Genomic DNA, 25,186 nt, shown 5'->3' with positions numbered 1-25,186 from the left:
CCCCGCCCAGTTCGCCGAGGCCCGTCCGGGCCCGGACCAGCACAAGGAGTCCCTCATGATCGGTAGGTTCACGCGCGCCGCCGTGGCCGTCACGGCGCTGGGCACGCTGGCCGCCACCGCCGCGTGCGGCGTCGATTCCGGCGACGGCGGGTCGTCCGCCTCCGCCGGGAAGTCCAAGGCCCTCAAGGTGGGCTGGTCCACGATCTACCTGACCCCGTCGTGGATGCAGCAGACCGACAAGATGCTGAAGGACGACGTCGCCCAGCTGAAGAAGGACGGCAAGGTCGCCGACTACCAGGTGTTCAACGCCAACGGCGACACCTCCCAGCAGATCGCCCAGATCCGGGCGATGATCCAGCAGAAGTACGACGTGATCCTCGTGGACGCCGGGTCGTCCACCGCGCTGAACCCGGCGCTGGAGCAGGCCGCGGGCGCCGGCATCACGGTCGCCAACTTCGACAGCCTGGTCACCTCCGACAAGGTCGTGCGCGTCGGCACGGACCAGAAGGAGTGGGGCCGGATGATGGGTCAGTGGCTCGGCGAGAAGCTGGGCGGCAAGGGCAAGATCATCGCGTTCAACGGCCCGGCCGGGGTCGCGGTCAGCGAGGAGCGCTGGCAGGGCGCCCAGGAGGGCCTCAAGCAGTACCCGGGCGTCAAGGTCGTCTCCAACGTGCACAGCGAGTACAACCTCGCGCCGGCCGCGCAGGCGTTCGCCTCCGCCTACTCCGCCAACCCCGACATCGACGGCGTGTTCTCGCAGGGCGGCGCCCTCTCGGCCGCCGCGCTCCAGACCCTCGTCAAGCAGAAGAAGAAGCTCGTCCCGATCACCGGCGAGAACTACAACGGGTTCCTCAAGCTCTGGAAGGACAACAAGGCCGGCGGGTTCTCCTCGCTGTCCACCGCCCAGCCGAACTACCTCGGCGTGATCGCGCTGCGCGCGGCGGTCGCCAAGGCCGGCGGCGCGACGGTGCCGAACCAGATCACGGTCCCGCTGCCCAAGATCACGGACGAGAACCTGGACCAGTACGTCAAGGCCGACCAGCCCGACGACTCCTACCCGATCCAGGCGCTGCCGCTGTCCGAGATCGACAAGCTGATCGGCAAGTAGCGATGACACTCCTGGCCGTCGAGCGGGTCTCCAAGTCCTTCGCGGGCAACCGCGTGCTGAACGAGGTGAGCTTCGACGTCCGCGCCGGTGAGGTGCTCGCCCTGGTGGGCGAGAACGGCGCGGGCAAGAGCACCGTGCTCTCGCTGATCACGGGACTCCTGTCGCCCGACTCCGGACGCGTGGTCTACGACGGCGCGCCCGCAGGCGCCTGGTCCCCGCACCGCGCGCGGGCCATGGGGATCGGCTCGGTGCACCAGGAGCTCAGCCTCAACCCGCACCAGACCGTCGCCGAGAACGTGTTCCTCGGCCAGTGGCCGGCGCGGCGCGGGCTCGTCCTGCGCCGCGACCTGGCCCGGCGCGCCCGGCCGCTGCTGGAGCGCGTCGGCCTGGACGCCGACCCGCTGACCCGGGCGGGACGCCTCCCGCTCGGGCAGCAGCAGCTCGTCGAGCTGGCCAAGGCGCTCGCCTCGTCCCCGCGCCTGCTGATCCTGGACGAGGCGACGTCCGCCCTGGACGACGACCAGGTCGCGTGCGTGTTCAAGGTCGTGGACGAGCTGCGCGCGGCCGGCTCCTCGGTGATCATGGTCAGCCACCGGATGGGCGAGCTGTTCGCCGTCGCCGACCGGCTGACCGTGCTCAAGGACGGCGAGGTCATGGCCACCCGCGAGCGCGCCGAGACGGATCACGACGACATCGTGCACCTGATGATCGGCCGGGAGCTGTCCGACCTGTTCCCGCCGAAGGCCGGGGCGAGGGCCGCCGCCCCGGCGGTCGGCGACGCCGCGGCCATCCCCTCCGAACGGGAGATCGCCGCGGAGAGGACCGCGGCCGAGGACTCCGCGGGGGACGCGACCCCGGTCCCCGCGGGCGAGCCGGTGCTGAGCGCGCGGGGGCTGACCGTCCCCGGCGCCTGCGCCGGCGTCGACCTCGACCTCGAACCCGGCCGGATCATCGGCCTCGGCGGCCTCCAGGGGCAGGGGCAGCGCGCGGTGCTGCGCGCCCTGTTCGGGCTCGTCCGGCACACCGGCCGGGTCGAGCTGGACGGACGCCCCGCGCGCCTGGCGTCGCCGCGCGAGGCGATCCGCCGCCGCATCGCCTACGTCCCGGAGGACCGCAAGGTCGAGGGCCTGCACGTCGCGCAGACCGTCCGGGCCAACCTGTCCCTCACCAACCTCGGCGTCGTGACGCCCGGCCGCCGGCTCACCACCGTCGACCGCGGCGCCGAGGACCGGCTCGTCGCCGACCTCGTCGAACGGATGCGGATCAAGGTGACCGGGCCCGAGCAGGAGGCGCGCCGGCTGTCGGGCGGCAACCAGCAGAAGGTCGCGCTGGCCCGCTGGCTGCCCTCGGAGCCGCGGGTGCTGCTGCTGGCCGAGCCGACGCGCGGCATCGACGTCGGCACCAAGCGCGAGATCTACCACCTGCTCCGCCGGCTGGCCGACAGCGGCGTGGCGGTCCTGGTCACCTCGGGAGACACCATGGAACTCGTCGGCCTGTGCGACGAGGTCGCCGTCATGTACGAGGGCGCGGTCGTGGACCGGCTCTCCGGCGGCGACCTCACCGAGGAGCGGCTCGTCCGCGCCTCCGTCACCGGGACGGTGGCGCATGCCTGACCGCCTCTCCGCCGCGCTGCGCGGCAACCTGGACGTGACGGGCCTCGGCGCGCTGCTGGTCGTGCTGCTGGCCGTCTACAGCCACTACGACTCGCAGGTGTTCACCCCCGCGTCGATCACGATCCTGTCGGCGCAGTTCCTGCCGCTGATCCTGGCGGCGATGGGGCAGAGCACCGTCATGCTGGCCGGCGGCATCGACCTGTCGCTCGGCGCGGTGCTGTCGCTGGCGATGGCGGTGTTCGCCGTCCGCGCCGAGGACGGCGTGCCGGCCGCCGCGGGCCTGGCCCTGGCCGCCGCCGCCGCGACCGGCGCCGCGAACGGCGTGCTCGTCGCCTACGCCGGGCTGCCGCCGATCATCGTGACGCTGGCGGCGTCGTTCCTGTGGGGCGGCGTCACGCTCGTGGTCCTCCCCCAGCCCGGCGGGAGCGTCCCGTCCGGCCTGGTCAAGGCGTACAACAACGGCTGGAACGGCCTCGCGCTGCCGTTCGTGGCGATCGCCCTGGTGCTGCTGCTCTGGAAGCTCGTGCGGACGACCCGCTTCGGTCTGTCGCTGTACGCGGTCGGCGGCAACGAGCACGGCGCCTACGCCAGCGGCATCGGCACCCGCAAGGTCAAGATCTCGGCCTACGCGCTCGCGGGCGTCTTCATCGGCCTCGCGGGCATCGGCCTCGCGATCCAGACCGGCTCCGGGGACGCCACGATCGGCGCCCCGTACACGCTCAACTCGATCGCCGCGTCGGTGCTCGCCGGGGTCAGCTTCTTCGGCGGCGTCGGGCAGATGCGCGCCACCGTGCTGGCCGCGCTGCTCATCGGCCTGCTGACCAACCTGCTGCTCTTCACCGGCCTCTCGCCGTTCTACCAACTGATCATGCAGGGCGCGGTGCTGATCGTGGCGATCGCCGTCAAGACCTTCGCGACCAGAGAGAGGACGGACTGATGGCCGCGCTTTCGCGCACCGCGGGCGCCCGCGGGCCGGTGGCGGCGCTGCGGGACAACCGCGCCGCCTGGGCGTTCGGCGTGCTGCTCGTGACCTGGCTCGCCGCGATCCTGTTCGCCAAGGGGTTCGACAGCGTCTCCAGCGTCCGCTACCTGGTGCAGACGGCCGCGTTCCTCGGCATCGTCGCCGTCGGCCAGACCCTCGTGATCATGATGAGCGGCATCGACCTGTCGGTGTCGGGCGTCGTCGCGCTGTCGGCGGTGGTGTGCGCGCAGGTCGCGTCCGGCTCGGGCGGGCCCGCGGGCGTCGCCGTCGCGCTCGCCGCGAGCCTGCTGGTCGGGCTCGCCAACGCCGCCGGGGTGACCTGGCTGCGGGTGCCGCCGATGGTGATGACGCTGGCCACCGGCACGATCGTCGCCGGCGCGCTGCTCGTCTACACCAACGGGTCGCCGAAGTCGGCGAAGGTGCCGATGCTGGCGTCCCTCGCCAACGACCGCGTCGCGGGCGTCCCGCTCGCGTTCGTCCTGTGGCTCGGCATCACCGCCGTCGCCGCGTGGCTGCTGCACGCCTCCCGCGCCGGGCGGTGGGTCTTCGCGCTCGGCAACGGGGAGCGCGCGTCGCGCGCGTCCGGCGTGCCGCTCGCCCGCACCGCGTTCATCGCCTACGGGGCGTGCGCGCTGCTCGCCGGGGTGTCGGGGCTCGTGCTGCTCGGGTTCACCTCCACCAGCTCCCTCACCATGGGCAACCCGTACCAGCTCCTGTCGATCGCGTCGGTCGTGCTCGGCGGGACGTCGATCCTCGGCGGGCGCGGGCACGTCCTCGGCACGGTCGCGGGCGCGCTGCTGCTGACGCTGCTGACCGCGCTGCTGGCGGCGTGGAACGTTTCGGAGGGCGTCCGGCAGATCGTCCTCGGCCTGCTGATCATCGCGCTGCTGCTCGCCTACGCGCGGGAACGGCGGTCCTGATGACGCGCTCGGGGGAGCTGCTCAAGGCGATGGTCGGCATCGCCAGCGTCAACCCGCGCGCCGGGTCCGGACCCGGGTTCGGGGAGGCCGCGGTCGCCGAGTACGTGCGCGGCTGGCTCGAAGCGCGCGGCGTGAGGGCGGAGCTTCGGGAGGTGCTGCCGGGACGTCCCAACGTCGTCGCGACCGTGCCGGGACGCGATCCCCGCATGGTGCTGCTGGAGTCGCACCTCGACACCGTCGAGACCGCCGGAATGACCGTCGACCCGTTCGCCGGGACGATCCGGGACGGCCGCCTCTACGGCCGCGGCGCCTGCGACGCCAAGGGCCCGCTCGCGGCGTTCATGCTGGCGGCGGCCGAGCTGGCGGCCGGCGACCCGCCGCCGTTCGGGGTCGTTCTCGCAGGGGTCGTGGACGAGGAGCACGCCTACCAGGGCGTCCTCGCCCTGATCTCCGACCTCGGGGACGCGCCGATCGCCGGCGCCGTCGTGGGGGAGCCGACCGGGCTCGTCCCCGCCCCCGCGCACAAGGGCTGCGTCCGCTACACCGTCCGCGCGCTCGGGACGGCCGGGCACAGCTCCCGGCCGGACGAGGCCGTCAACGCGGTCGCCCTCATGACGCGGGTGATCGACCACATCGGCGCGGCGGCGCCGGACGTCCCGCCGCACCCGCTGCTCGGGACGGCGACCCGCTGCGTCACCCGGATCCGGGGCGGCGAGGGCCCGAACACCGTGCCGGGCCGCTGCGAGATCGACGTCGACCGCCGCACCCTGCCCGGCGAGGACCCCGTCGAGGTGTGGCGCCGCGACCGCGCCGAGCTGGCCGCGCTCATCCCGGGCCGCATCGAGGTCGACGAGCCGTTCACCGTCGACCACGCCCTTGACACGCCCGCCACCAGCCCGGTGCCCGCGGCTCTCAGCCGCGCCCTCGAAGCGGCGGGACGTCCCGCTGCGGTCCAGGGCATGCCGTTCGGGACCGATGCCAGCAAGCTCGCCCGCGCCGGCATCCCCTCGGTCGTGTTCGGCCCCGGCTCCATCGCCGACGCCCACTCCGCCGACGAGTCGGTCGCGCTGGCGGACGTGGACCTCGCCGCCCGGCTCGTCGCCGACACCGTCCGCTCGCTCGGCGGGGGGCGGTCATGAGGCTGACGCAGCACGTCGAACTCGTCGGCAGCGGTGCCGCCGGGTTCGACCTCACCGACCCGCTCGACTGCCACGTCTACCTCGTGCGGGGGTCGCAGGGCGCGGCGCTGGTCGACGCGGGCGCCGGGGTGTCCGCCGGGCTGTTCGCCCGGCGGATGCTCGCGGCGGCCGGGCCGACGGGGGAGCGGCACCTGCTGCTCACCCACGGGCACGCCGACCACGCGGGCGGGGCCGCCGGACTGGCGCGCGGCGTGGAGGGGCTCGCCGTCCGCGCGGGGGCGCCGGCGAGCGACTGGATCGCCTCGGGCGACGAGGAGAAGCTCAGCGTCGACCGCGGCAAGGCCGCCGGGGTCTACCCGGAGGGCTACACGTTCCCGGCGTGCCCGCGGGTCCGCCCCATCGCGGACGGCGAGCGCGTCGACCTCGGCGGAGGCGTCGCCCTCCAGGCCGTCGCCACCCCCGGGCACGCCGACGGGCACACCTGCTACCTGCTCGACGCGCCCGAAGGCCGCGCGCTGTTCTCGGGGGACTGCGTCTTCACCGGCGGGCGGATCTCGCTGCAGAACCTGCACGACTCGCGCGTCCCCGACTACGCCGCCAGCCTGGAGCGGCTCGCCGGGCTGGAGGTCGACATGCTGCTGCCGGGCCACCACGAGATATCGCTCGCCCGCGCCGGGCGGCACCTGCGCGCCGCGCGGGACGTCCTGCGCCGGGGCCTGCTTCCGGGGAGCACGACATGACGACCGACCAGGCGAAACCGAGGAACCAGTCGTCGTCGCTGCGGCGCGCGCTCGCCGTCCTCGACCACGTCCGCGACCACGCCGACGCGCGCGGGGTGTCGCTGACCCGCATCGCCGACGACCTCGGCATCAGCAAGAGCACCGTGCTGCGGCTCGCGCAGCCGCTCATCGACGGCGACCTGCTCACCCGCGACCGCGAGACCGGCTGGTTCCGGCTCGGGCACGGCGCGCTGCGGCTCGGCCAGGCGTACCTGTCGACGCTGGACATGCGGTCGGTCGCCGCCGACCCGCTGCGCCGCCTCCAGCACCTCGTGGGGGAGACGTGCCACCTGGTCGTCTACGAGGCCCCCGACGTCGTCTACATCGACAAGGTGGAGAACGAGCACAACGTCCGGATGGCGTCCCGCGTCGGGCTGCGGATGCCCGCCTACCGGACGGCCGTCGGCAAGGCCATCCTCGCCTGGCTCGGCGAGGACGACTTCCAGACGGTCGTCGCGGCCGGGATGCCCGCGCGCACCGAACGGACGATCACCGACCCGGCGCGGCTGGCCGCCGAGCTGGAGCGGGTACGGCTTTCCGGGTACGCCGTGGACGACCGGGAGAACGAGCCCGAGGTCCGCTGCGTCGCCGCGCCGATCTTCGACCACACCGACCGGGCCGTGGGGGCGCTCAGCGTGTCCGGGCTGACCTCCCGGATGACGCCGGCGCGGGTCCGGGAGGTCGGTCCGATGGTCGAGCGGGCGGGCCTGGAGATCTCCCGCGTGCTGGGCTCGTCCCGGCCGTCCCGCCGCCGCCCGGACCGGCCCCGCGACGACCCGTCGCGCCACGACCCGCAGGAAGGGAACCAGCCGTGAGCCTCACCATTCCCGGCGAGCATGTCGACTGGCGGACCAAGGGCCTCTGGCTGCCCGGTCCGCCCGTCCCCCTGGAGGAGTTCGCCGCCGCCCGGCACCCGCTGTTCGACGGCCCGTTCACCTGGCCGGTGATGGTGGCGCGGCGGTCGGCGCTCGACCACAACATCGCGGCGCTCGCCGCGTTCTGCCGTGAGCACGGGCTCGCGTTCGCGCCGCACGGCAAGACGTCCATGGCGCCGACGCTGTTCCAGGCCCAGCTGGACGCGGGCGCCTGGGGCATCACCGCCGCGACCGCCAACCAGGTGCTCGCCTACCGGACGTTCGGCGTCCCCCGCGTCCTGCTGGCCAACGAGCTGCTCGACCCGACCGCGCTGCGCTGGCTCGGCGGCGAGGTCGACCGCGGCATGGAGTTCCTGCTGTACGCCGACTCCGCCGAGGGCGTCGCGGCGATCTCCGCGGCGGCCGGTGAGCGCCCGATCCGGGTGCTCGTCGAGCTCGGGCACCCGAACGGCCGCACGGGCTGCCGCACCGTGGAGGAGCTGGCCGCCGTCGCCCGCGCCGTCGCCGGCGCCCCCGGCACGGAACTCGCCGGCGTCGCCGGGTACGAGGGCGGGCTGCCGGACGTCGCGGCGGCCGGCGCCTACCTCGGCGCGCTGCGCGACGCCACCGTCGAGCTGTCCCCGCTGCTCCCCCGCGACGTCGTCGTCACCGCGGGCGGCAGCGCCTACTTCGACCAGGTCGCCGAGAAGCTCGCGGGCGACTGGCTGCCCGGTCACGACCTCACCGTGGTGCTGCGCAGCGGCGCCTACGTTTCCCACGACGACGGCATCTACACCGAGCGGACGCCGTTCACCCGCGTCCCCGGCTCGCTGGACGCCGCGCTGGAGATCTGGGCGCAGGTCACGTCCGTCCCGGAGCCCGGCCTCGCGATCGCCGGGATGGGCAAGCGGGAAGCCCCCTACGACGCGGGCCTGCCCGTCCCGCTGCGGATCCGCAGGCCGGACGGGACGATCGCCCCGGCGGACGGCATGCGCGTCACCGACACCAACGACCACCACGCCTACGTCGCGACGGGGGACGCCTCCGTGCGCCCGGGAGACCTGATCTGCTTCGGCATCTCCCACCCGTGCACGGCCTTCGACAAATGGCAGGTCATCCCCGTCGTCGACGACGACCACACGGTGGTCGACCTGATCCGCACGTACTTCTGAACCGGTACCTCCGAGAAGGGAACCCCATGATCCCCCGCCTGGCGCCGGGACCCGCGCTGACCGCCACCGGCGTGGTCGCGGTCGTGCGCGGCCGCCGCGCCGACCGCGTCGCCGACGTCCTGGACGCGCTGGCCGCCGCCGGCGTCCGCTGCCTGGAGGTCACCCTCAACACCCCGGGCGCGCTGGACGGCCTGCGCGCGGCCCGCGACCGGCTGCCCGCGGGCGTCGAGGTCGGCGCCGGAACGGTCCGCACCCGCGCGGAGGCGGAGGCCGCGGCGGACGCCGGCGCGTCCTTCCTCGTCGCCCCCGACACCCGCGCGGAGGTCGCCGAGGCGGCCCGCGACCGGGGCCTGCGCTACTACCCGGGCGCCCTCACCCCGAACGAGGTCGCCCGCGCCTGGGACCTCGGCGCCACCGCCGTGAAGATCTTCCCGGCGAACGCGTTCGGGCCGCGCTACCTGCGCGACCTCGCCGAGCCGTTCCGCGACGTGCGGCTGCTGCCGACGGGCGGCATCGGCCCGGACACCGCCGCCGGCTACATCGCGGCCGGGGCGATCGCGGTCGGCGCCGGGGGCTCCCTCATCGGCGACGCCCTCGACGGCGGCTCCCTCACCGCCCTGGCCGACCGGGCGCGGGCGCTGCTCGCCGCGGCGGCCCCGGGGGAGCGCGCCCCGCAGGAGGCCCCCCGATGAGCCCCGACCTCGTCACGTTCGGCGAGACCATGGCGCGGCTGGAGAACCCCGCCGTCGGGCCGATGCGGCACGCCCGCTCGCTCGACCTCGGCATCGGCGGCGCCGAGTCGAACACGGCGATCGGGCTGGCGCGGCTCGGCGGCAGCGCGGCCTGGTTCGGCCGCGTCGGCGACGACGAGTTCGGCAGGCTGATCACCACCGCGCTCGCCGGGGAGGGCGTCCGGCTCGACCACACGGTGGTGGACGGCACCGCGCCCACCGCGCTGCTGTTCAAGGAGCGCCGCTCGGGCACGCTCACCCGCGTCCAGTACTACCGGACGGGCAGCGCGGGCTCCCGGCTCCGCCCGTCCGACGTCCCCCACGACCTGATCCGGACCGCGCGCGTCCTGCACGTCACCGGCATCACCGCCGCCATCAGCGACACCGCCCGCCAGGCCCTGGACGACGCCGTCGACACCGCGCGGAACGCCGGCGTCCCCGTCTCCCTCGACCTCAACTACCGGTCGGCGCTGTGGACGCCCGCCGAGGCCGGGGAACGCCTGCACACCCTGGTCAAACACGCCGACCTGGTGTTCGCGACCGAGCAGGAGGCCCGCCTCGTCGTGTCCGGCGACGACCCGGCCGCGCTCGCCGCCGCCCTGGCGGCGCTCGGCCCCCGCGACGTCCTCGTCAAGCGGGGCGCCGCCGGGGCGGTCGCGTTCTGCGAGGGGCGGCTGCACGTCCAGCCCGCCCACCGGGTCCCGGTCGTGGACCCGGTCGGCGCCGGGGACGCGTTCGCCGCCGGCTACCTCGCCGAGTTCGTCCGCGGCCTGCCCGTCGCCGCCCGCCTGGCCACCGCCACGGCCGCGGGCGCCTACGCCGTCACCGTCCGCGGCGACTGGGAGGGGCTCCCCAGCCGCGCCGACCTGGAACTCTTGAAGACCGCGGAAAACGACGTCACCCGATAAGGAGACAGATATGAGCAAGCGCGAGATTCGCAGCGCGGACTCCGCCCCGCCCGTCGGCACCTACTCGCAGGGGCTCGTGGTCGGCGACTTCGTGTACACGTCCGGCATGGGGCCGCTCGACCCGAAGACCGGCGAGATCGTCGGCACGGACGTCGCCACGCAGACCCGGCAGACCCTCGCCAACCTGGCCGCCATCCTGGCCGAGCACGGCCTCGGCCTGGACGACGTGGTGAAGTCGACCGTCCACCTCCAGGACCTGCACCGCGACTTCGCCGCCTACGACGAGGTCTACCGGGAGCACTTCACCAAGCCCTACCCGGTGCGCACCACCGTGGGATCGCAGCTGATGAACATCCTCGTCGAGATCGACTTCGTCGCCTACAAGAAGAGCTGATGGACTCGTCCCTCTTCGCCATGGTGGAGGATCTGCGCGGCGCCGACGCCGCGCGGATCCTCTCCCACGGGGTCTCGGCCATCACGATCGGCGCCGCCTACCACCGCGCCCGTGACGTGACACCGCACGGCACGACGCGCGTCACGTTCCGCCACGACGGCGTCCATTTCCCCCTGGGCGACGTCTTCGACGGGCTCCGGCTGGTGCCGCCGGTGCAGAAGGGCGCCGACCAGGAGCCCATAAAGGCGCTCAGAGAAGAGACCCGCGCGCGTGGAATCGCGCTGCACGGCTGGGGCGTTTTCCTGCACAACACCACGCTCGGCCTCACTTTCCCGGACGTCACGCAAGAGAACTGCTTCGGCGACCGTGGTGCGCCGGCCGACCTATGCCCGTCCCACCCGGACGTCCGCGCATATGCCATCGCGTTGGGTCGCGCCATCGCCCGCCAAGGCGTGGACTCCGTCGTCGCGGAATCCCTCCACTTCGGGACGTTCGGCCACGGCTATCACCACGAACGCTCTTTCGTGGACCTCGGCCCTGCCGCCGAGTTCTCCTTGGGCCTGTGCTTCTGCCCGCACTGCCTGGCCCTTCTCCCGGACGCGGCGAACGCCCGCGACGCCGCGGCCCGCTTGGTCGGGGAGGTCCTGGACGGCGGCCCGCCCGCCGCCGACCTCCCTGACGTTCTCACCGAGTACGCCCGTGCCCGCTCGCCGATCGTGACATCGCTGGCCGCCGAGGTCGCCGCCGCCATCGCCGCCGAGGGCTCCCGGCTGACGTTCCTCGACCTCACCGGCGCCGTCCTCGGCTACGCGGACGGACGTCCCACCGGCGCCCCGGCGGCCGCGTCCGCCTGGCGGGTCGGCGTCGACCCCGCGGCGCTCGGCTCGGCCGTCCCGTCCTACGCCGTCCTCTGCTACGCCCACGACACCGCCCGCGTGGCCGAGGACGTGGCCGCCTACCGGGCCGTGCTGGGGCCGGACACCGTGCTCCGCGCCGTCCTGCGCCCCGGCCATCCCGACACGACCTCGGCCGAGCACCTGTCCGCCAAGGCCGCCGCCGCCCGCGCCTCCGGCGCCGACACGGTCGACTATTACGCCTACGGCCTGTCCCCGCTGCCCGTCCTCGACCGCATCCGGTCCGCCGGGGCATGATGGGCGCATGAACGCGTGGATCACCGTCGTCACGTACGAGAACGTCCAGGGCTGCCCGCGGCCCGCCGCCGCACTGCGGCGTTGACTGCGTGACCGCGGCATCGACTGGATGCCGTTCCAGAACGACGACATCACGATAGGGCTCGCCTGCGGGCGCGACGACGACGGGCGCCCGCGCGGCTGGTACAGCGTCCAGGTGCGGGCCGAGGCCCTCCGGCGCCTCGGACTGCACCCCGGCCAGCCCACGTCCCGGGCCGCCGCCCCCTCCCCCCCGGCCTGGTGGCACGCCGCCGCGGAGCGCGCGGCGCGCTGGCGATGACTCAGTCGTCCGCGGCCGACAGGCGGCGGGCGAACATCGGGATGATGATCGCCGCGGCCAGGACATGCGCGGCGCACAGCATCACCTTCGTCGAGGTCGCCGTGGCGCCCGCGGCGACGGGCGTCGTGAACGACACGACCGTCAGCGCCACCGCCGCCGGCACGAACGTCCGGGACGGGTTCCCGGCGAACCGCGCGAGGAGCATCGCGAGGACCGTCCCCCAGAACGTGCAGATGACCGTCCCCATCGCGAACATCCCGACCATGATCGGCTCGGCGGTGTCGGCGCCGACGCCGCCGGCCTCCATCGGGACGCCGGCCGCGCGGGCGGCCAGGCCGAACAGCTCGGTGGCGACGGAACCCGCCAGCGCCGCGGCGGCCCCGGTCAGCCAGATCGGGCGGGCGCCGCTGGTGAGCGTCTGAGCGATGTCCATGATGTGCTCCTTTCAGGGCTTCTGAAAGGAAGTCGAAGCCGCGCCCCCGGAATCGACATCATCCGCCGAACATCTCCGGCAGATCGAACGCGGCGAACACCCGCGCGTCCTGGAAGACGACGTTGCGCGCCACGCCCCGCGGCGTCACGGTGAAGACCTGGAGGGTGTGCAGCCGGTACGCGCCCTCGGACCGCCGGTACGCGACGAGGGCCGGCTGCCCGTTGGCGGACGTCCGCGCCATCCGCCAGTCGGTGCCGGCCATCGCGAACACCCGCGCCATGAACCGCCCGTAGTCGCGCCGCCCCCGGTACCAGAGCGGCACGGGCGGCATCTCCATGACGGCGTCGTCGGTCAGCAGCGCCACCAGCCCGTCGACGTCGGCCGCCTCGAACGACCTCACGTACCGGTCGAGGACGGCGCCGACCTCCGCGTCGTCCGGCTCGGTGATCTCCTCCTCCGCGACGCCCGCCACCCCCGCCCGGGCGCGCTGCAGGGCGCTGTTCACCGCGGCCGGGGACGTCTCCAGCAGCTCCGCCGCCTCGGCCGCGCCGAACTCCAGGACGTCCCGCAGGATCAGCACGGCGCGCTGCCTCGGCGGCAGTGCCTGCATCGCCGCCACCAGGGCCAGACGCAGGCTGCCGCGCCGCACGACGCGCGATGCCGGGTCGTCGAGCAGCGCGTCCGGAAACGGCTGCAACCACGGCACCTCGAACGCCGGGCTCAGCGGCGCGTCCGGGTCCTCGCTCGGCCCCCCGAGCCCCGACGGGAGCGGGCGCCGGGCCCGCCCCCGCAGCGCCGTCAGGCACACGTTCGTCGCGATCTTGTAGAGCCAGGTGCGGACGGACGCCAGGCGCGGTTCGTAGCGGTCCCGGGCCCGCCACGCGCGCAGCATCGTCTCCTGGACGAGGTCCTCCGCCTCGTGCACCGAGCCGACCATCCGGTAGCAGTGCACCAGCAGCTCGCGCCGGTAGGAGTCGAGATCCTCGTCCATGGTGGTCCCCCTGTCAGCGGGCGGGCGCGTTGGCGTAGGCGGCGACGAGCCAGCGTCCGTCCCGGCGCGACAGCACCCACGTGGCGAGCCGCTCGCGCTCGGGCGGGAACTCCTGCTCCCCCGCCATGATGATGCCCGCCCTGCTGACGACGATCGCGGTGTCCCCGTGCACGCGGACGTCCTGCGGCTCGTCCACTGCTCGGGAGCCCTTGAGCGGCCCCTCGAACGCGGCGGCCATGTAGCCGCGCACGGCCTCGCGGCCCCGGTTGAACACGCCGGGCATCACCACGGTCGCGTCCTCGACGTAGAGGTCGGCGAACGCGTCGGCGTCGCCGTCGCCCCACGCCTTGTACAGCCGCTCGAACACCTCGCGGACGGCCGTCTCGTCGCTGTTCATCGCGTGATTCCCTTCTCGAACCGGATCGGTCGAGGTGTGTACTGCGGAGGGCTCACCGATTCATCGCTCCGCCACGAGAAATCTCGCGGAGGAAACGTGAAGGGGGCCCGGCGTGAACCGGGCCCCCAGGCCGTGACCGACGCGTGGTCGATCACGGCCGCTCGGTGCGTCAGGCCTCAGACCGCGAGCGGTCCAGAGCCGTCAGCGCCGTGTGCACCAGCAGGTCGACGCCGAGCGCGATGCAGCGCTCGTCCACGTCGAAGCCGCTCTGGTGAAGGCCGTACTTCGGCGTGCCGGGCGTGCGCACGCCCCAGCGCGCGTAGGCGCCCTTGATCTTCTCGGTGTACAGGGAGAAGTCCTCCCCGCCCAGGCTCTGCTCGGTGTCGATGATCTTGTCTTCACCGAGCGCGTGGGTACCGGCGGCCCGGAAGATCTCCACGCTCGTCGCCTCGTTCACCGTGGGCGGCATGTCGACGGGGATGGTCAGCTCACACCCGACCCCGTAGGGCGAGGTCAGGGCGGCGAGCAGTTCCGGCATCACGGCCAGGGCCCACTGCCGGACCAGCGGGTCCGCGCAGCGGAGCGTTCCCTCCAGCTCACCCTCGGGGGGGATCGCGTTCGCGGTCAGGCCCGCTGAGATCCGGCCCCAGCCCAGCACGTGGGCGGAACGGGCGTCGATCCTGCGCGCCAGCACCGCCGGCAGCTCCGTCGCGACCTTCGCCACGGCCGTGACCAGGTCCTCGGTCTCGAAGGGCCGCGCGGTGTGCCCGCCCCGCCCGGTGAGCGTGATGAGGACCTTGGCGAGGGAGGACGTGATCCCCCCGGTCTTCAGACCGAGGAATCCGACCTCCTCCGTCGGGTCGCAGTGCAGCGCGAAGATGCGCTGCACCCCGTCCAGACCCCCGGCGGCGATCACGTTCCGCGCGCCGCCGGGGAGTTCCTCGGCGGGCTGGAAGATGAGCCTGACCGTGCCGCGGAGCATGCCGGCCTCGGCCAGCATCGCCAGGTAGCGCCCGGTGCCCAGCAGCATGACGGTGTGCACGTCGTGGCCGCAGTTGTGCGCCGCGTCCTCCACCGTCGAGCGGTAGGAGACGAGCTTGGTGTCCTTCTGGGGCAGCGCGTCGATGTCCGCGCGCAGCGCGATCATCGGTCCGTCGCCCCCGCGGATGTCGCAGATGACGCCGGTGCCGTTGGGCAGGACCCGCGGCCGGAGGCCGATCGCCGTCAGGAAGTCGACGATGATCTGGGTCGTGCGGAACTCCTGGAACGCCACCTCCGGGTGCGCGTGGAGGTCACGGCGGATGCCGATCAGCTCCTGCTCGCAGCGGAGGAGGTACTCGTCGAGCCCGCGCCTGAGGCTGCGGGGGTCGAAACCGGGCGCGCCCGCGCCCGGGGTCCAGATCTTGGACATGACTTTCCTTTCCTGTTTCGTTTGTTCGCGGCGTCTGATGATCGCCACGGGGAATACCGTACACCGAATACGCGGTTTCGCAAATATGCCGGTCTCGGCAAGTGGCGGCCTTATGAATCGGCCAAAAGGGAGAAATAGGAAGATCATCTAGAAAAGGGCTTTATTTGCGCAAAACCCCAGTCAGGAAAGGTCGGTTCCGTCCGTGATCGGGAAGAGGGTCAGAGCCGGGAACGCTGGGCGCGGGTGAGCTTGGCGACCACGAGGTCGTAGGAGTGGTCGACCAGCTCCCACACCTCCTCGTCGGGCACCGAGCCGTCGAGCACCACGGTGTTCCAGTGCCGCTTGTCGAGGTGGTAGCCGGGCGTGACCGCGGCGTGCCTGGCGCGGAGTTCCTCCGCGAGGCCCGGATCGCACTTGAGGCTGACGGTGGGAGGCGACGCGCCCAGCGGAACCAGCGCGAACATCCGTCCGGCGACCTTGAACACGGCCACCTCGTCGCCGAACGGATAGTCCTCCAGCGCGCCCGGCTTGGCCAGGCACTCCGCGATCACGCGATCACGCCACGACCCGTCTGCCACTCGTCACACTCTAGGTCGGCCGCGGCCCGCCGGGGCCGGGGCCGACCCGCCGGAGTCAGCGGAGGTAGACCAGGCCGTCGATGCCGACCATCGGACGGCCCGAGGTGCCCGCCACGACGATCTTGATGGTGTGCGTGCCGCTGGTGCTCCAGGTGCGCGTCCACATCAGCTGGCGGTAGGCCGTGGTCGACGCCCGGGTGTCCAGCGTGCCGATCTTGACGCCGTCCACGTAGACGTACACGGCGCCGAGATAGGAGGCGCGCTTGAAGATCAGGCCCGCGGTGCGCCCGGTGAACGTCCAGCTCGCGCTGGCGCCCCGGTACTTGCTGTACATGCCGCGTCCGCCCAGGTAGGAACTGGTCGTGCTGACGCCCCAGGTGCCGGTGCGGCGCGCGGCGCCCTCGGTCTGGCCGCCGGTGTAGCGGCTCAGGCTGGAGGTTCCGGTGTTGCCCGCGGCGTCGGTGCCGGCCAGCGTCCAGGTCTGGGTCGTGCCCGGCTTGGACACCGCGGCCCACTGCGTCGTGGTGGTGGAGAACGTCTTGGCCGCGGGCGACGTGGCCTTCAGCGAGCTGAGAAGGCCGTTGTCGGCGGCCTTCCAGGTGAGCCAGACGGGCCACGCGCCGCTGTTGACCGTCGCCTTGCGCAGGGAGAGCGCCTGGGACGAGATGACGGGGGGCGTCGTGTCCGCGACGATCGTGAAGACGGGGGACGCCGAGGTCGTCCCGTCGGCGAAGGCGGCGTTCAGCTGGACCGAGTGCGTCCCGGGCGCGAGGGTCACCGTGGCGGACGTGGCCCCGGTGGCCGGTGTCGCGGCCGTCGCGCCGTCCACGCTGACGGTGTAGGTCGCGCCCTCGGCCGGCGTCCAGTTCAGCGTGGCCGTGCTCTTGGTGTAGTAGCGGCCCCCCGCGGCGGTGGCGCCGCTCACGGTGGCGCTCAGGGCCGGGACGGTGATCTGCTTGGCGGCCGTCCGGACGGCGGGAAGCGCGGAGTAGAGCTGCGCGCCCGGGCACGCGGTCGCGAACCCGTCGCGGTGACCGGAGATCGTGTTGAACTCGACCTGCTGCCCGTAGGGGTACTTCCCGCCCGTCCCGTCGGGGGCGGCCGACGTCAGCGTCGTCTTCGCCGTCGGGTCGACCCCGGTCAGCCCGAGCTTCCACGCGGCGATCTTCGCGACGCCGTCCAGGGCGGCCTTGGTGGGGGCGACGCCCGGGACGTCCGGGTCGTTCGCCGCCGTGTAGGTGCCGAGGACGGCGATCCCGGTGGTGTCGGTGTTGAACCCGTAGGTGTGGGCGCCGTGGACGGGGCGGTCGACGCCCCCGGCCCGCCCCTCGAAGACCGTGCCGCACTTGTCCACGAGGAAGTTGTAGCCGATGTCGTTCCAGCCCTGGCTCTGCACGTGGTACAGGAACACCGACCGGATCACCGACGGCGACTCGGTGCAGGAGTACCCGTTGCCCGTGTCGGTGTGATGGACGAACGCGGCCTTGACCGAAGCGTCGTAGTCCGGCGGCTCCTTGACGAGGGACTCGTCCGCGCCCCATCCGGCCCGCGCCACGATCGCCGGCTTCGGAGCGGTGACGGGCCCGGCGAGGGGCGTGGTCGCCGCCACCAGCTTCATCCCGGTGCCGCCGTCCGGCCCCGCCGCCCGCGGAGTCGCCGTCGCGGCGGAGGCGCCCGGGTCGATCAGGTCGACGCGCAGGCCCTCCGGCAGCGTGCGGCCCTTCTGCCCGGTCACGCGCACGTCGACACCGTTGGACGGGCCGACCCACAGCCCGTTCGTCCCGCCGCGCCCGCCCCGGTCAGGGGCGTCGGCCAGCTCGGGCTCCAGGGCGCGCCACCCCGACCAGCGGCCGGTCTTCGCGTCCCGCGTGCGGATCCGGACGGTTCCCCTGAGCTCCTCGCGCGGCTTGTTCCAGGTGACGCCGACGAGGCTGAACGGCTCGGTCTCCGTGGCGGGCAGCCCCTTGGCCTTCTGGCCCGCGGCGGCCGCGGTGGCGATGTCACCGAGGGCGCGGGCGTGGACCCGTCCGGGCCCCGGCCGGGTCGCGGACGCCGTCGTCGCCGTCGACGTCGACGAGACCGTCCAGACCACCGTTCCCGCCACCGCCACGGCGGCGAGCGACGTCCCGATCACTGTGCGCTTGAGCATGCTTCCCCGTTCACCTTCCGACCCAGGTGATCATTCAGCGCCGGGGTCGTTCAGAACGTTACATCTCGCCCGACCGGCTCGACCGGCGCCCTCGACAGGGCCTGCGCGAGGCAATGAGCTGCCCAAACCCGGGCCGCAGGGCACTCGCCGCGCCACCGGCGGGGTACCTCGGACACGAGCCGCGATCGGGGGTGGGGGTGCGCATCCAGGGACCCGTCGCCCCCATGGCCGCGACCGCGATCGACCGCATCCCCCAGGAAAAGGCCTGCTCGGGCGGCTGTCGCTACGAACCCAAGTTCGACGGGTTCCGCTGCGTCGCCCGGGTGGGAGAGGACGGCGATGTCCAGCTCTGGTCACGCCGTCTCAAGCGGCTGGACGCGGCCTTCCCCGAGATCGTCTCCGCCGTCTCCGGCACCCTCCCGCCCGGGACGGTGGTGGACGGCGAGATCGTCCGCTGGGGAGAGGACGGCCGCCTGGACTTCTCCGCCCTCCAGCGCCGCCACGTCACCCGCCGCACCGGCTCCCCGGTCGCCGAGCCGTGCCACTACGTCGTCTTCGACGTCCTGGAGGCCGGCGGAGCGGACCACCGCCCCGCCCCCCTCTCCGCCCGCCGCACCGAGCTGGAGCGCCTCCTGCGCGACCTTCCCGGCACCTCCCGCATCGTCCTCTGCCCGCAGCTCCGCGACGTGGGCGAAGCCCGCCTGTGGTTCGAGATCCTCGTCGCGCAGGGCATCGAGGGCCTGGTCGTGAAGGCCGCGGGCGACCCCTACAAGGAGGGCAAGCGCGGCTGGTGGAAGGTGAAGCACCGCACGACGACCGAGGCGCTCGTCGGCGGGGTGACCGGCACCCTCGAACAGCCGCAGACCCTGCTCCTGGGCAGATACACGACCGCCGGAGCGCTCCGCGTGGTCGCCCGGACCACACCTCTCACTCCCCGAGCGCGCACCGCGCTGGCCGGCGCCCTGTCGGAGGCGGGCCCGGACCACCCCTGGCCGGAGCCCCTGCCCGCGGGCTGGGCCGGCGGCCTCCCTTCCACCAGAGACCCGATCCACTACACCCGGGTGGCCCCGGACACCGTCGCGGAGATCAGCGTGGACGCCGCCGTGGAACACGGCCGCTGGCGCCACGCCGCCCGCTTCCTCCGCCTGAGACACGACCTGACCCCCGGCGACGTCCCCCAGGACCTGAACCTGGAGTGACCCCGGAAACACTCGGCGGCGGTGCCGCAGGCCCGGTCAGGCGGCACCGGCGGGACGGCCGAGTCCGGCGAGGTGGACGGCGATGATCTCGCGCATCCGCGCCGGGGTGGTCAGGTGGGGGTGGGTGGCGGCGTGGACGGCCAGGCCGTCGACGAGGGCGTGCAGCCGGTCGGTCTCGTACTCCACGGCGGGTTCGGGGACGTCCAGGGAGCGCACGAGGGAGCGGCAGCCCTCGCGCAGGAGGCCGTACCCCTCGCTCTGCAGGGCCCGCAGCGTCGGATCGACCATCGCGCGTGCGGTGAAGGCCAGCCATACCCGGTTCTCGACGGCCCGCTCCTCGTCCATCGGCAGCAGTTCGGCCAGCACCATCTCGGCGCGGCGCCGCTGATCGGGCTCGGGGGGCAGCGCCGCCATGCGTCGCTGGATCCGCTCGATGATCGCGCGCAGGGTGAACGCCAGCAGCTCGGACTGCGTCGCGAAGTAGTGCCGCAGCGACCCCATCGACAGGCCGGCCTCGCTCGCCACGTTGCGGACCGAGGCCCGGTCCAGTCCGTCGCGCAGGACCACCCGCAACACCGCCGCCGCCACGTCCAGGCGCCGCTGCTCACCGTCCACCACTCTTGGCATCCCCCATTACTAGCACAGTCGTGCTACTATCCGCTCGGAAATAGCACAGTCGTGCTAGTAAAACGTCGAACGGAGATCGCCCGATGCGCCTGAGATCCCCCTCGCGACGCCCGTCCGGCACCGGTCCGCCGACAGGAGGCGGCACGGCCGCGTCGCCGCTCCGCAGCCGCGCCGTATGGCTGGCCGCCTTGGCATGGGCGTCGGCGAACGCGCTGACGCTGGTCCTGGCCGGGCGCAGGCTCCCGCTCGACCTGCACGACGCCGGAGAGCGCACCACGTCCGCCTATCTGGTGGACCTCAACGTCCGGCTCGCCGAGGTCTTCCTCATCATGGCCCTGGTCTTCCTCCTCACCCGGCGCCGGACCAGGCCCGACCTCGCGGCCCGCGCCCCCGAGCGCGCCACCGCGCTCCGCGAGACCCTGCTGCTCATCGCCTACGGCGCGGGCGGGCTCGCCCTCGGGTTCGCGGTGGGCCGGGCGTTCGGCTGGCACCCGTTCGGCCTGCACCTGGCCGGCTCGATGAACGAGACGAACGACCACGTCACGCGGGCCGAGGCGATCGCCTGGGCCGCTTACAACCTGGTGGTGTTCGCGATCGCGCCGCTGGTGTACTTCCGGCGCCGCTACTCCGCCCGGGCGCTCAACCTGGTCTCCGCCGACCGGCGCGGCGACCTCCGCCTGATCGTCGTCGTGCTGCTGGTCGAGGCGGCCGTGCAGACCGCCGCGCTGCGGCCGGAGATCTTCGACCTCGGCGCCAGGCAGCTGCTGCTGGGCGCGCCGCTCACCTTCGTCCTCTACATGGCGGGGACGGTCCTGCCGACGATGGTCTTCGTCTACGCGATCCTGATCCCGCGCTTCGCCAGGCTGACCGGCTCGACCGCGACCACCGTGATCTTCGGCGGACTCGCCTACGCGGCCCTGCACGTGTGGGACTCCTGGGCGGAGTACGGGTCCCCCCGGGAGGCGGCCCTCTCGATCGCCTTCCTGCTGCTCACCTACTTCGGCCCCGGCATGGTGAAGGCCTGGCTGACCGTGCGCACCGGCAACGCGTGGGTGCACGTCTGGGCCTATCACGCCCTGGCGCCCCACACCCTGGTCGACACACCCCACGTCGCGCACACCTTCGGCATCCACCGATGACCTAGGCGGGGAGCTCCGATCTCCGGTCACGCGGGCGGCCGGCGATCGGAGTGCCGGTTCCGGTGGCGGTCACCGTCCCGCGCGGGCGAGGTACAGGGCCTGTTCGCGTTCGTTGCGGGTGAGCTCGGCGGCGCGCCGGAACTCCGCCCGCGCCTCGTCCAGGCGGCCCAGCTTCTCCAGCAGGTCGCCGCGTACGGCGGGCAGTTGCGGATAGCTCCTGAGGGAACGCTCCCCCCGCAGAGCGTCAACGATCTCCAGGCCCCGGGCCGGGCCGTACGCCATGCTCACCGCGACCGCGCGGTTCAGCTCCACCACCGGGGAGGGGGCGAGGTGGGCGAGCACCCGGTACAGGGCGGCCATCCGCTCCCAGTCGGTGTCCTCGGCGGCGGCCGCGCGGGCGTGGCAGGCGGCGATCGCGGCCTGCAGCCCGTACGGGCCGAGCGTACCGAGGGCTTCGGCGCGCGCGAGGGCCGCGAGCCCCCGGTTGACCAGCAGGCGGTCCCACAGGCTCCGGTCCTGGTCGAGGAGCAGGACGGGTTCGCCGTCCGGGCCCGTCCTGGCGCGCGTCCGGGACGCCTGGATCTCCATCAGGGCGACCAGGCCGTGCACCTCGGACTCGCCGGGCATGAGATCGGCCAGGAGGCGGCCCAGGCGCAGCGCCTCCTCGCACAGCGCCGGACGCATCCAGTCGTCGCCGGCGGTCGCCGAGTAGCCCTCGTTGAAGATCAGGTAGTTGACCTCCAGGACGGACGCGAGCCGGGCGGGCAGCTCGGCCGGCGGGGGCAGCTCGATCCGCACCCGCCCGTCGGCGAGGGCGCGCTTGGCCCGGAAGATCCGCTGTCCCACGGTCGGCTCCGGGACGAGGAAGGCCCGCGCGATCTCCTGCGTCGTCAGGCCCCCCAGCAGGCGCAGGGTCAGCGCCACCCGCCCCTCGGGCCGCAGCACGGGATGGCAGGCGGTGAACAGCAGGCGGAGCAGGTCGTCGCCGATGTGGTCGTCGAGGGCGTCGTCCAGCTCGGCCTCGGCCGACTCCCGGCGGACCTCCAGGTCCCGGCCGATCTCCGCGAGCTTGCCGGCGTACCGGGCGTTGCGGCGGATCAGGTCGATCGCCTTGTGCCTGGCGGTGAGCATGAGCCATGCGCCCGGGTTGTCGGGCACGCCGGTTCGCGGCCACTGCTCCAGCGCGCTGACCAGGGCGTCCTGAGCCAGTTCCTCGGCCAGGCCGACATCGTTGACCAGCCTGGCCAGGCTCGCCACCACCTGCGCGGACTCGATCCGCCAGACCGCCTCGATCGTCCGGTGCGAGTCGCCACCCGTCATGGACCGATCAAACCACCCGGGCGACCGCCGCCGCACCGCCCGCCGACGCGTGCGCCCCCGGCCGGAACCCGGCCGGGGGCGGCGGCTCGGTGAGCCGGTGGTGTGGTCAGGCCGGGGCGGCGAAGTCCTCCGGGCCCATGACGCGCAGCAGGTCCGCCTCGCCCTCCCAGCCCTTCCAGTGGTCGCGGTGGACCTTCAGGAAGCGGGACGTCCACTCCATGGCCTCCTCCTTGGAGCGGACCTCGAACAGGGCGTAGCTGATCAGCTCCTTGGCCTCGGCGAACGGGCCGTCGACGGCGCTCAGCGCACCCCCGGCGAGGGTGATCCGGGCCCCCTCCGAACTGGGCGCCAGCCCGGCGGTGTCCAGAAGGGCTCCGGACCTGGTCGCCTCCTCGCCGAGCTTGGCGATGGCCTCCATCAGTTCGGCGGGTGGCGGGGTGTCGGGCCGGTCGGTGACCCTGAGAGTGATCATGTATCGCACGGTGCTCTCCTTCGATGACGGTGTCGGACGAACGGGTGGTCGGGGGACGGCGCTCAGCCGCGGCCGGGCTCGGCGCGCCGGTACAGGTGGATCGACAGGGCCGACAACCAGCCCCAGCTGATCAGGATCCCGGCGATGAAGGTCACGGTGGCCCACGCGGCGCCGCCGCCGGAGGCGATCGCGGCGAACGAGACCAGGAAGAGCACACCGCTGAGCCGGGAGTAGAGGGCCCACCCCGGGCGGTTCTCGCCCGCGAACCGATGGGCGATGACGAAGCAGGCGCCGATCAGGCAGAGGAAGCCGGCGGTGCCGCCGGCGAGGTGGAGCGCGCCATGCCAGCTGACCGCGCCCGGTCCCTCCGGCGTCCCCACCGGGAAGCCCATCGCCGGGTCGGCGCGGAAGACGCCCGAGGCGAGCAGGCCCGCGCCGTAACCGCCGACCAGCCGAGGGGCCCAGGTCGCGCCCCGCCCCGGGGCCAGGGCGCGGCGCAGGCCGGCCGCGCAGGCCATGGTCGTGGCCGCGGCAGCCAGGAAGTTGGTGATCTGGATCCAGCCGAGGTCGCCGTTGGCCAGGAGGCTCCAGGCGTGCCTGGTGAGGTCGAAGCCGTCGCGGGTCAGCGCCTGGGCGAGCGCCACCGCGATGAACACCGGCCCTGCGATGACCCCGTAGCCCAGGAGCGACCTGGTCACGCCGGTCTCCCGGTCGCGGGCCTCCCGGTGCGCGGCCCTCGACGTGCTCCTCGTCCGCTGCTCGATCACGATCGTCTCCTCGCGTCCCGTGGGCCCGGCTCCTGCTGCCCCTCTCGGCCCTCTGCCGACACTTCGAACGGGAAGACGCGGTTTCGACAGACCAGCGAGATTTTTCTCGAAGACTTTTCCGGCGGGCGGCCGATCGGGGTGTTCTGCCTGATCAGCGGGCTCCGACCTCGTGGCGGCACCGCGCGGAACCGCTCGACCACCGGACGCTCGGTGACCCGCCGCCGGATAAATCGGATAACTGATCGTGATTCCCTGGCGACTCCTCCCGTCCTACGGTAAAACAGACACTGATGTTCTTCTGAGCTTGTCGCCGGACGACCGGGATCTGCCGATCCTCGCCAAGGGCCGCGGCGCCAAGGGCATCTCCAGTGCATGAGAGTCGACCTGAAAGGCATCGCCAGATGACACGTCCATCGGACGGCAAGGGCACGGACGCCGGCGGTCTCTCCCGCCGCAAGCTCCTCAGGGTGGGCGCGGGCGTCGCCCTCGGCGCGGGAGCGGTCGGCGCGGGGTGGGTCGGCTTCAGCCAGGACGGGCGGCAGGCGACGGTGAGGACGGCCGGCGGGCCGGGCGACCCGTCCAGCCCGACCCTCGCGACCAAGATCAAGAACCTGAGCGGCCCGGTCGAGACCGGCCCGTTCGCCTCGCCGTGGACCGACCTCGGCATCCCCGTGCGGTGCCCGGACGGCACCATGCTCTTCGTCTGCGGCGACACCTTCAACGGCGACCACGTGCCGAACCCGGGAGAGCCCGCCGACGACTGGCGCGCCCCCGTGGGCCTGCGCTCCAGCAACGGCGACGTGAACAACCTGCGCATCGACGGGAGCGTCGGCGGAGGCCACGCGAGGGCCCTCGTCCACGAGCCGCACAACCCGGTCGGCGACAAGGCCACGACGGCGATCCCCTCCGACGCCTTCGTCGTGGACGGCGTCATGTACATGCATCTCATGCGCGGGGTCATCTTCGACACCCACCACACCGACTTCTGGCGCTCGACCGACAACGGCGAGACCTGGGAGTACCTGTGCCAGTGGCCGGGCGACCTGCACGGCGGCCAGTTCCAGCAGAAGACCTACGCGGTGGCCGACGACGGGTGGTGCTACGTCCTGTCGACGGTCTTCAACCGGGAGCGGGACTCGGGGATGCTGCTCCACCGGGTGCGCAAGGAGCGGCTCGGCGACCCGAACGCCTACGAGCCCTGGGGCTACGCCGACGGTGACTGGCGCTGGGGGGCGCCCCCGACCACGGTCTTCGGCGTCCGCAAGTGGGGCGAGATCTGCTTCCGCGCCATGGACGGCAAGTACGTCCTGACCTGGTTGAACATGAACCCGCTCTCGATCCGGGCGATGGTCTTCCCGCTCCCGACCTCGGACCTGACGCGGACGCTGGAGCAGACGATGATCCTGCCGTCCGACCCCCGGGCCGAAGCGGCCAACCTCGTCGCCAGCCCCTACGGCGGCTTCGTCGTCCCCGGCTCGACGTTCGGCAACTTCCACATCATCGTCAGCCAGTGGTACGACCCGAGGAACTACCGGATCATGCAGTACAAGATCAACATGCTCTCGCTGCTGGTTACTCAGCGTGGAGGACCCTTAGTCATGGCGAAGGCTCTACTCGGCCACGTCGGCGGTCC

25 protein-coding genes and 1 pseudogene are annotated in these 25,186 nt (G+C 73.2%); 16 read left to right on the top strand and 10 right to left on the bottom strand.

Going from position 1 to position 25,186, the window contains the following annotated elements; all coding sequences use genetic code 11:
• The first annotated feature begins 55 nt into the window (after window positions 1-55).
• The 13 genes from AB0K37_RS03585 to AB0K37_RS03525 all read left to right on the top strand — a co-directional run bounded on the left by AB0K37_RS03585 (window position 56) and on the right by AB0K37_RS03525 (window position 12,070).
• Entirely contained in the window at window positions 56-1,108 is a 1,053-nt protein-coding gene (locus AB0K37_RS03585) for an ABC transporter substrate-binding protein (protein WP_363974186.1), read from the top strand.
• A 2-nt stretch (window positions 1,109-1,110) separates the two neighbouring features.
• Window positions 1,111-2,721, top strand: coding sequence for a sugar ABC transporter ATP-binding protein (locus tag AB0K37_RS03580; RefSeq protein WP_363974183.1), 1,611 nt, complete (start codon window positions 1,111-1,113; stop codon window positions 2,719-2,721).
• A complete protein-coding gene (locus AB0K37_RS03575) occupies window positions 2,714-3,658 on the top strand; it encodes an ABC transporter permease (protein WP_363974180.1) in 945 nt (314 codons plus the stop codon). The genes AB0K37_RS03580 and AB0K37_RS03575 overlap by 8 nt, the downstream gene beginning before the upstream one ends.
• Window positions 3,658-4,623, top strand: coding sequence for an ABC transporter permease (locus AB0K37_RS03570; protein WP_345171582.1), 966 nt, complete (start codon window positions 3,658-3,660; stop codon window positions 4,621-4,623). The genes AB0K37_RS03575 and AB0K37_RS03570 overlap by 1 nt, the downstream gene beginning before the upstream one ends.
• Window positions 4,623-5,762 (top strand): M20 family metallopeptidase, encoded by a 1,140-nt coding sequence (locus tag AB0K37_RS03565; protein ID WP_363974176.1) that lies wholly within the window; start codon window positions 4,623-4,625, stop codon window positions 5,760-5,762. The genes AB0K37_RS03570 and AB0K37_RS03565 overlap by 1 nt, the downstream gene beginning before the upstream one ends.
• Window positions 5,759-6,502, top strand: coding sequence for an MBL fold metallo-hydrolase (locus AB0K37_RS03560; protein WP_363974173.1), 744 nt, complete (start codon window positions 5,759-5,761; stop codon window positions 6,500-6,502). The genes AB0K37_RS03565 and AB0K37_RS03560 overlap by 4 nt, the downstream gene beginning before the upstream one ends.
• On the top strand, window positions 6,499-7,356 hold the full coding sequence (locus tag AB0K37_RS03555; RefSeq protein ID WP_363974170.1) for an IclR family transcriptional regulator: 858 nt from the start codon (window positions 6,499-6,501) through the stop codon (window positions 7,354-7,356). The genes AB0K37_RS03560 and AB0K37_RS03555 overlap by 4 nt, the downstream gene beginning before the upstream one ends.
• The gene (locus AB0K37_RS03550) at window positions 7,353-8,567 is read left to right on the top strand and encodes an alanine racemase (protein ID WP_363974167.1); all 1,215 of its coding nucleotides are present in this window, start codon (window positions 7,353-7,355) and stop codon (window positions 8,565-8,567) included. Before AB0K37_RS03555 ends, AB0K37_RS03550 begins: the two co-directional genes overlap by 4 nt.
• Before the next feature lie 26 nt (window positions 8,568-8,593).
• A complete protein-coding gene (locus tag AB0K37_RS03545) occupies window positions 8,594-9,259 on the top strand; it encodes a bifunctional 4-hydroxy-2-oxoglutarate aldolase/2-dehydro-3-deoxy-phosphogluconate aldolase (RefSeq protein ID WP_363974164.1) in 666 nt (221 codons plus the stop codon).
• Window positions 9,256-10,206, top strand: coding sequence for a sugar kinase (locus AB0K37_RS03540; protein ID WP_363974161.1), 951 nt, complete (start codon window positions 9,256-9,258; stop codon window positions 10,204-10,206). Before AB0K37_RS03545 ends, AB0K37_RS03540 begins: the two co-directional genes overlap by 4 nt.
• Before the next feature lie 10 nt (window positions 10,207-10,216).
• Window positions 10,217-10,600, top strand: a complete 384-nt coding sequence (locus AB0K37_RS03535; protein ID WP_258940161.1) for a Rid family detoxifying hydrolase — start codon at window positions 10,217-10,219, stop codon at window positions 10,598-10,600.
• Window positions 10,600-11,751, top strand: coding sequence for a hypothetical protein (locus tag AB0K37_RS03530; protein ID WP_363974158.1), 1,152 nt, complete (start codon window positions 10,600-10,602; stop codon window positions 11,749-11,751). The genes AB0K37_RS03535 and AB0K37_RS03530 overlap by 1 nt, the downstream gene beginning before the upstream one ends.
• Before the next feature lie 109 nt (window positions 11,752-11,860).
• Complete coding sequence (locus AB0K37_RS03525) at window positions 11,861-12,070, top strand: hypothetical protein (RefSeq protein WP_363974155.1); 210 nt, start codon at window positions 11,861-11,863, stop codon at window positions 12,068-12,070.
• Between the two features lies 1 nt (window position 12,071).
• Here AB0K37_RS03525 and AB0K37_RS03520 read toward each other — a convergent pair whose 3' ends face one another.
• The 6 genes and pseudogenes from AB0K37_RS03520 to AB0K37_RS03495 form a co-directional block, all read right to left on the bottom strand.
• Window positions 12,072-12,503 carry a DUF6069 family protein gene (locus AB0K37_RS03520; protein ID WP_363974152.1) on the bottom strand — a complete coding sequence of 144 codons (432 nt, stop codon included), beginning with the start codon at window positions 12,501-12,503 and terminating at the stop codon, window positions 12,072-12,074.
• Window positions 12,504-12,561: 58 nt separating this feature from the next.
• Window positions 12,562-13,497: pseudogene (locus AB0K37_RS03515) on the bottom strand (sigma-70 family RNA polymerase sigma factor); the annotation flags it as partial.
• Window positions 13,498-13,507: 10 nt separating this feature from the next.
• The gene (locus tag AB0K37_RS03510; protein ID WP_363974149.1) at window positions 13,508-13,891 is read right to left on the bottom strand and encodes an SgcJ/EcaC family oxidoreductase; all 384 of its coding nucleotides are present in this window, start codon (window positions 13,889-13,891) and stop codon (window positions 13,508-13,510) included.
• 169 nt (window positions 13,892-14,060) lie between these two features.
• Window positions 14,061-15,302, bottom strand: a complete 1,242-nt coding sequence (locus AB0K37_RS03505) for an amidohydrolase (protein ID WP_363974146.1) — start codon at window positions 15,300-15,302, stop codon at window positions 14,061-14,063.
• A gap of 218 nt (window positions 15,303-15,520) precedes the next feature.
• Window positions 15,521-15,880, bottom strand: coding sequence for an MmcQ/YjbR family DNA-binding protein (locus AB0K37_RS03500; protein WP_363974143.1), 360 nt, complete (start codon window positions 15,878-15,880; stop codon window positions 15,521-15,523).
• A gap of 55 nt (window positions 15,881-15,935) precedes the next feature.
• Window positions 15,936-18,029: a peptidoglycan recognition protein gene (locus AB0K37_RS03495; RefSeq protein ID WP_363974140.1), complete on the bottom strand. Its 2,094-nt coding sequence runs from the start codon at window positions 18,027-18,029 to the stop codon at window positions 15,936-15,938.
• 197 nt (window positions 18,030-18,226) lie between these two features.
• Here AB0K37_RS03495 and AB0K37_RS03490 point away from each other — a divergent pair, with 197 nt between their 5' ends.
• A complete protein-coding gene (locus AB0K37_RS03490) occupies window positions 18,227-19,228 on the top strand; it encodes an ATP-dependent DNA ligase (RefSeq protein WP_363974138.1) in 1,002 nt (333 codons plus the stop codon).
• 36 nt (window positions 19,229-19,264) lie between these two features.
• Here AB0K37_RS03490 and AB0K37_RS03485 read toward each other — a convergent pair whose 3' ends face one another.
• Complete coding sequence (locus AB0K37_RS03485; RefSeq protein WP_363974135.1) at window positions 19,265-19,855, bottom strand: TetR/AcrR family transcriptional regulator; 591 nt, start codon at window positions 19,853-19,855, stop codon at window positions 19,265-19,267.
• 83 nt (window positions 19,856-19,938) lie between these two features.
• Here AB0K37_RS03485 and AB0K37_RS03480 point away from each other — a divergent pair, with 83 nt between their 5' ends.
• Window positions 19,939-20,994 (top strand): hypothetical protein, encoded by a 1,056-nt coding sequence (locus tag AB0K37_RS03480; protein ID WP_363974132.1) that lies wholly within the window; start codon window positions 19,939-19,941, stop codon window positions 20,992-20,994.
• Between the two features lie 69 nt (window positions 20,995-21,063).
• Here AB0K37_RS03480 and AB0K37_RS03475 read toward each other — a convergent pair whose 3' ends face one another.
• The 3 genes from AB0K37_RS03475 to AB0K37_RS03465 form a co-directional block, all read right to left on the bottom strand.
• Window positions 21,064-22,314, bottom strand: coding sequence for an RNA polymerase sigma factor (locus AB0K37_RS03475; protein ID WP_363974129.1), 1,251 nt, complete (start codon window positions 22,312-22,314; stop codon window positions 21,064-21,066).
• A gap of 106 nt (window positions 22,315-22,420) precedes the next feature.
• The gene (locus AB0K37_RS03470) at window positions 22,421-22,786 is read right to left on the bottom strand and encodes a YciI family protein (protein WP_363974127.1); all 366 of its coding nucleotides are present in this window, start codon (window positions 22,784-22,786) and stop codon (window positions 22,421-22,423) included.
• Between the two features lie 62 nt (window positions 22,787-22,848).
• Window positions 22,849-23,553, bottom strand: a complete 705-nt coding sequence (locus tag AB0K37_RS03465) for a DUF998 domain-containing protein (protein WP_363974124.1) — start codon at window positions 23,551-23,553, stop codon at window positions 22,849-22,851.
• Between the two features lie 401 nt (window positions 23,554-23,954).
• Here AB0K37_RS03465 and AB0K37_RS03460 point away from each other — a divergent pair.
• Window positions 23,955-25,186, top strand: a 1,232-nt coding sequence (locus AB0K37_RS03460) for a DUF4185 domain-containing protein (protein ID WP_363974121.1), incomplete at its 3' end; no start/stop codon positions are given.

The organism is Actinomadura sp. NPDC049753 (genome assembly GCF_040674655.1).
Classification (GTDB): Bacteria; Actinomycetota; Actinomycetes; order Streptosporangiales; family Streptosporangiaceae; genus Spirillospora; species Spirillospora verrucosospora.
This window is presented reverse-complemented; position numbering and strand designations above follow the sequence as displayed.

Bases quoted from the DNA above. Each gene is read 5' to 3' on its own strand.
- AB0K37_RS03585 (WP_363974186.1), top strand. From the start codon at position 56: ATGATCGGTAGGTTCACGCGCGCCGCCGTGGCCGTCACGGCGCTGGGC.
- AB0K37_RS03580 (WP_363974183.1), top strand. From the start codon at position 1,111: ATGACACTCCTGGCCGTCGAGCGGGTCTCCAAGTCCTTCGCGGGCAAC.
- AB0K37_RS03575 (WP_363974180.1), top strand. From the start codon at position 2,714: ATGCCTGACCGCCTCTCCGCCGCGCTGCGCGGCAACCTGGACGTGACG.
- AB0K37_RS03570 (WP_345171582.1), top strand. From the start codon at position 3,658: ATGGCCGCGCTTTCGCGCACCGCGGGCGCCCGCGGGCCGGTGGCGGCG.
- AB0K37_RS03565 (WP_363974176.1), top strand. From the start codon at position 4,623: ATGACGCGCTCGGGGGAGCTGCTCAAGGCGATGGTCGGCATCGCCAGC.
- AB0K37_RS03560 (WP_363974173.1), top strand. From the start codon at position 5,759: ATGAGGCTGACGCAGCACGTCGAACTCGTCGGCAGCGGTGCCGCCGGG.
- AB0K37_RS03555 (WP_363974170.1), top strand. From the start codon at position 6,499: ATGACGACCGACCAGGCGAAACCGAGGAACCAGTCGTCGTCGCTGCGG.
- AB0K37_RS03545 (WP_363974164.1), top strand. From the start codon at position 8,594: ATGATCCCCCGCCTGGCGCCGGGACCCGCGCTGACCGCCACCGGCGTG.
- AB0K37_RS03540 (WP_363974161.1), top strand. From the start codon at position 9,256: ATGAGCCCCGACCTCGTCACGTTCGGCGAGACCATGGCGCGGCTGGAG.
- AB0K37_RS03535 (WP_258940161.1), top strand. From the start codon at position 10,217: ATGAGCAAGCGCGAGATTCGCAGCGCGGACTCCGCCCCGCCCGTCGGC.
- AB0K37_RS03530 (WP_363974158.1), top strand. From the start codon at position 10,600: ATGGACTCGTCCCTCTTCGCCATGGTGGAGGATCTGCGCGGCGCCGAC.
- AB0K37_RS03525 (WP_363974155.1), top strand. From the start codon at position 11,861: ATGCCGTTCCAGAACGACGACATCACGATAGGGCTCGCCTGCGGGCGC.
- AB0K37_RS03520 (WP_363974152.1), bottom strand. From the start codon at position 12,503: ATGGACATCGCTCAGACGCTCACCAGCGGCGCCCGCCCGATCTGGCTG.
- AB0K37_RS03510 (WP_363974149.1), bottom strand. From the start codon at position 13,891: ATGAACAGCGACGAGACGGCCGTCCGCGAGGTGTTCGAGCGGCTGTAC.
- AB0K37_RS03505 (WP_363974146.1), bottom strand. From the start codon at position 15,302: ATGTCCAAGATCTGGACCCCGGGCGCGGGCGCGCCCGGTTTCGACCCC.
- AB0K37_RS03495 (WP_363974140.1), bottom strand. From the start codon at position 18,029: ATGCTCAAGCGCACAGTGATCGGGACGTCGCTCGCCGCCGTGGCGGTG.
- AB0K37_RS03485 (WP_363974135.1), bottom strand. From the start codon at position 19,855: ATGCCAAGAGTGGTGGACGGTGAGCAGCGGCGCCTGGACGTGGCGGCG.
- AB0K37_RS03480 (WP_363974132.1), top strand. From the start codon at position 19,939: ATGCGCCTGAGATCCCCCTCGCGACGCCCGTCCGGCACCGGTCCGCCG.
- AB0K37_RS03475 (WP_363974129.1), bottom strand. From the start codon at position 22,314: ATGACGGGTGGCGACTCGCACCGGACGATCGAGGCGGTCTGGCGGATC.
- AB0K37_RS03470 (WP_363974127.1), bottom strand. From the start codon at position 22,786: ATGATCACTCTCAGGGTCACCGACCGGCCCGACACCCCGCCACCCGCC.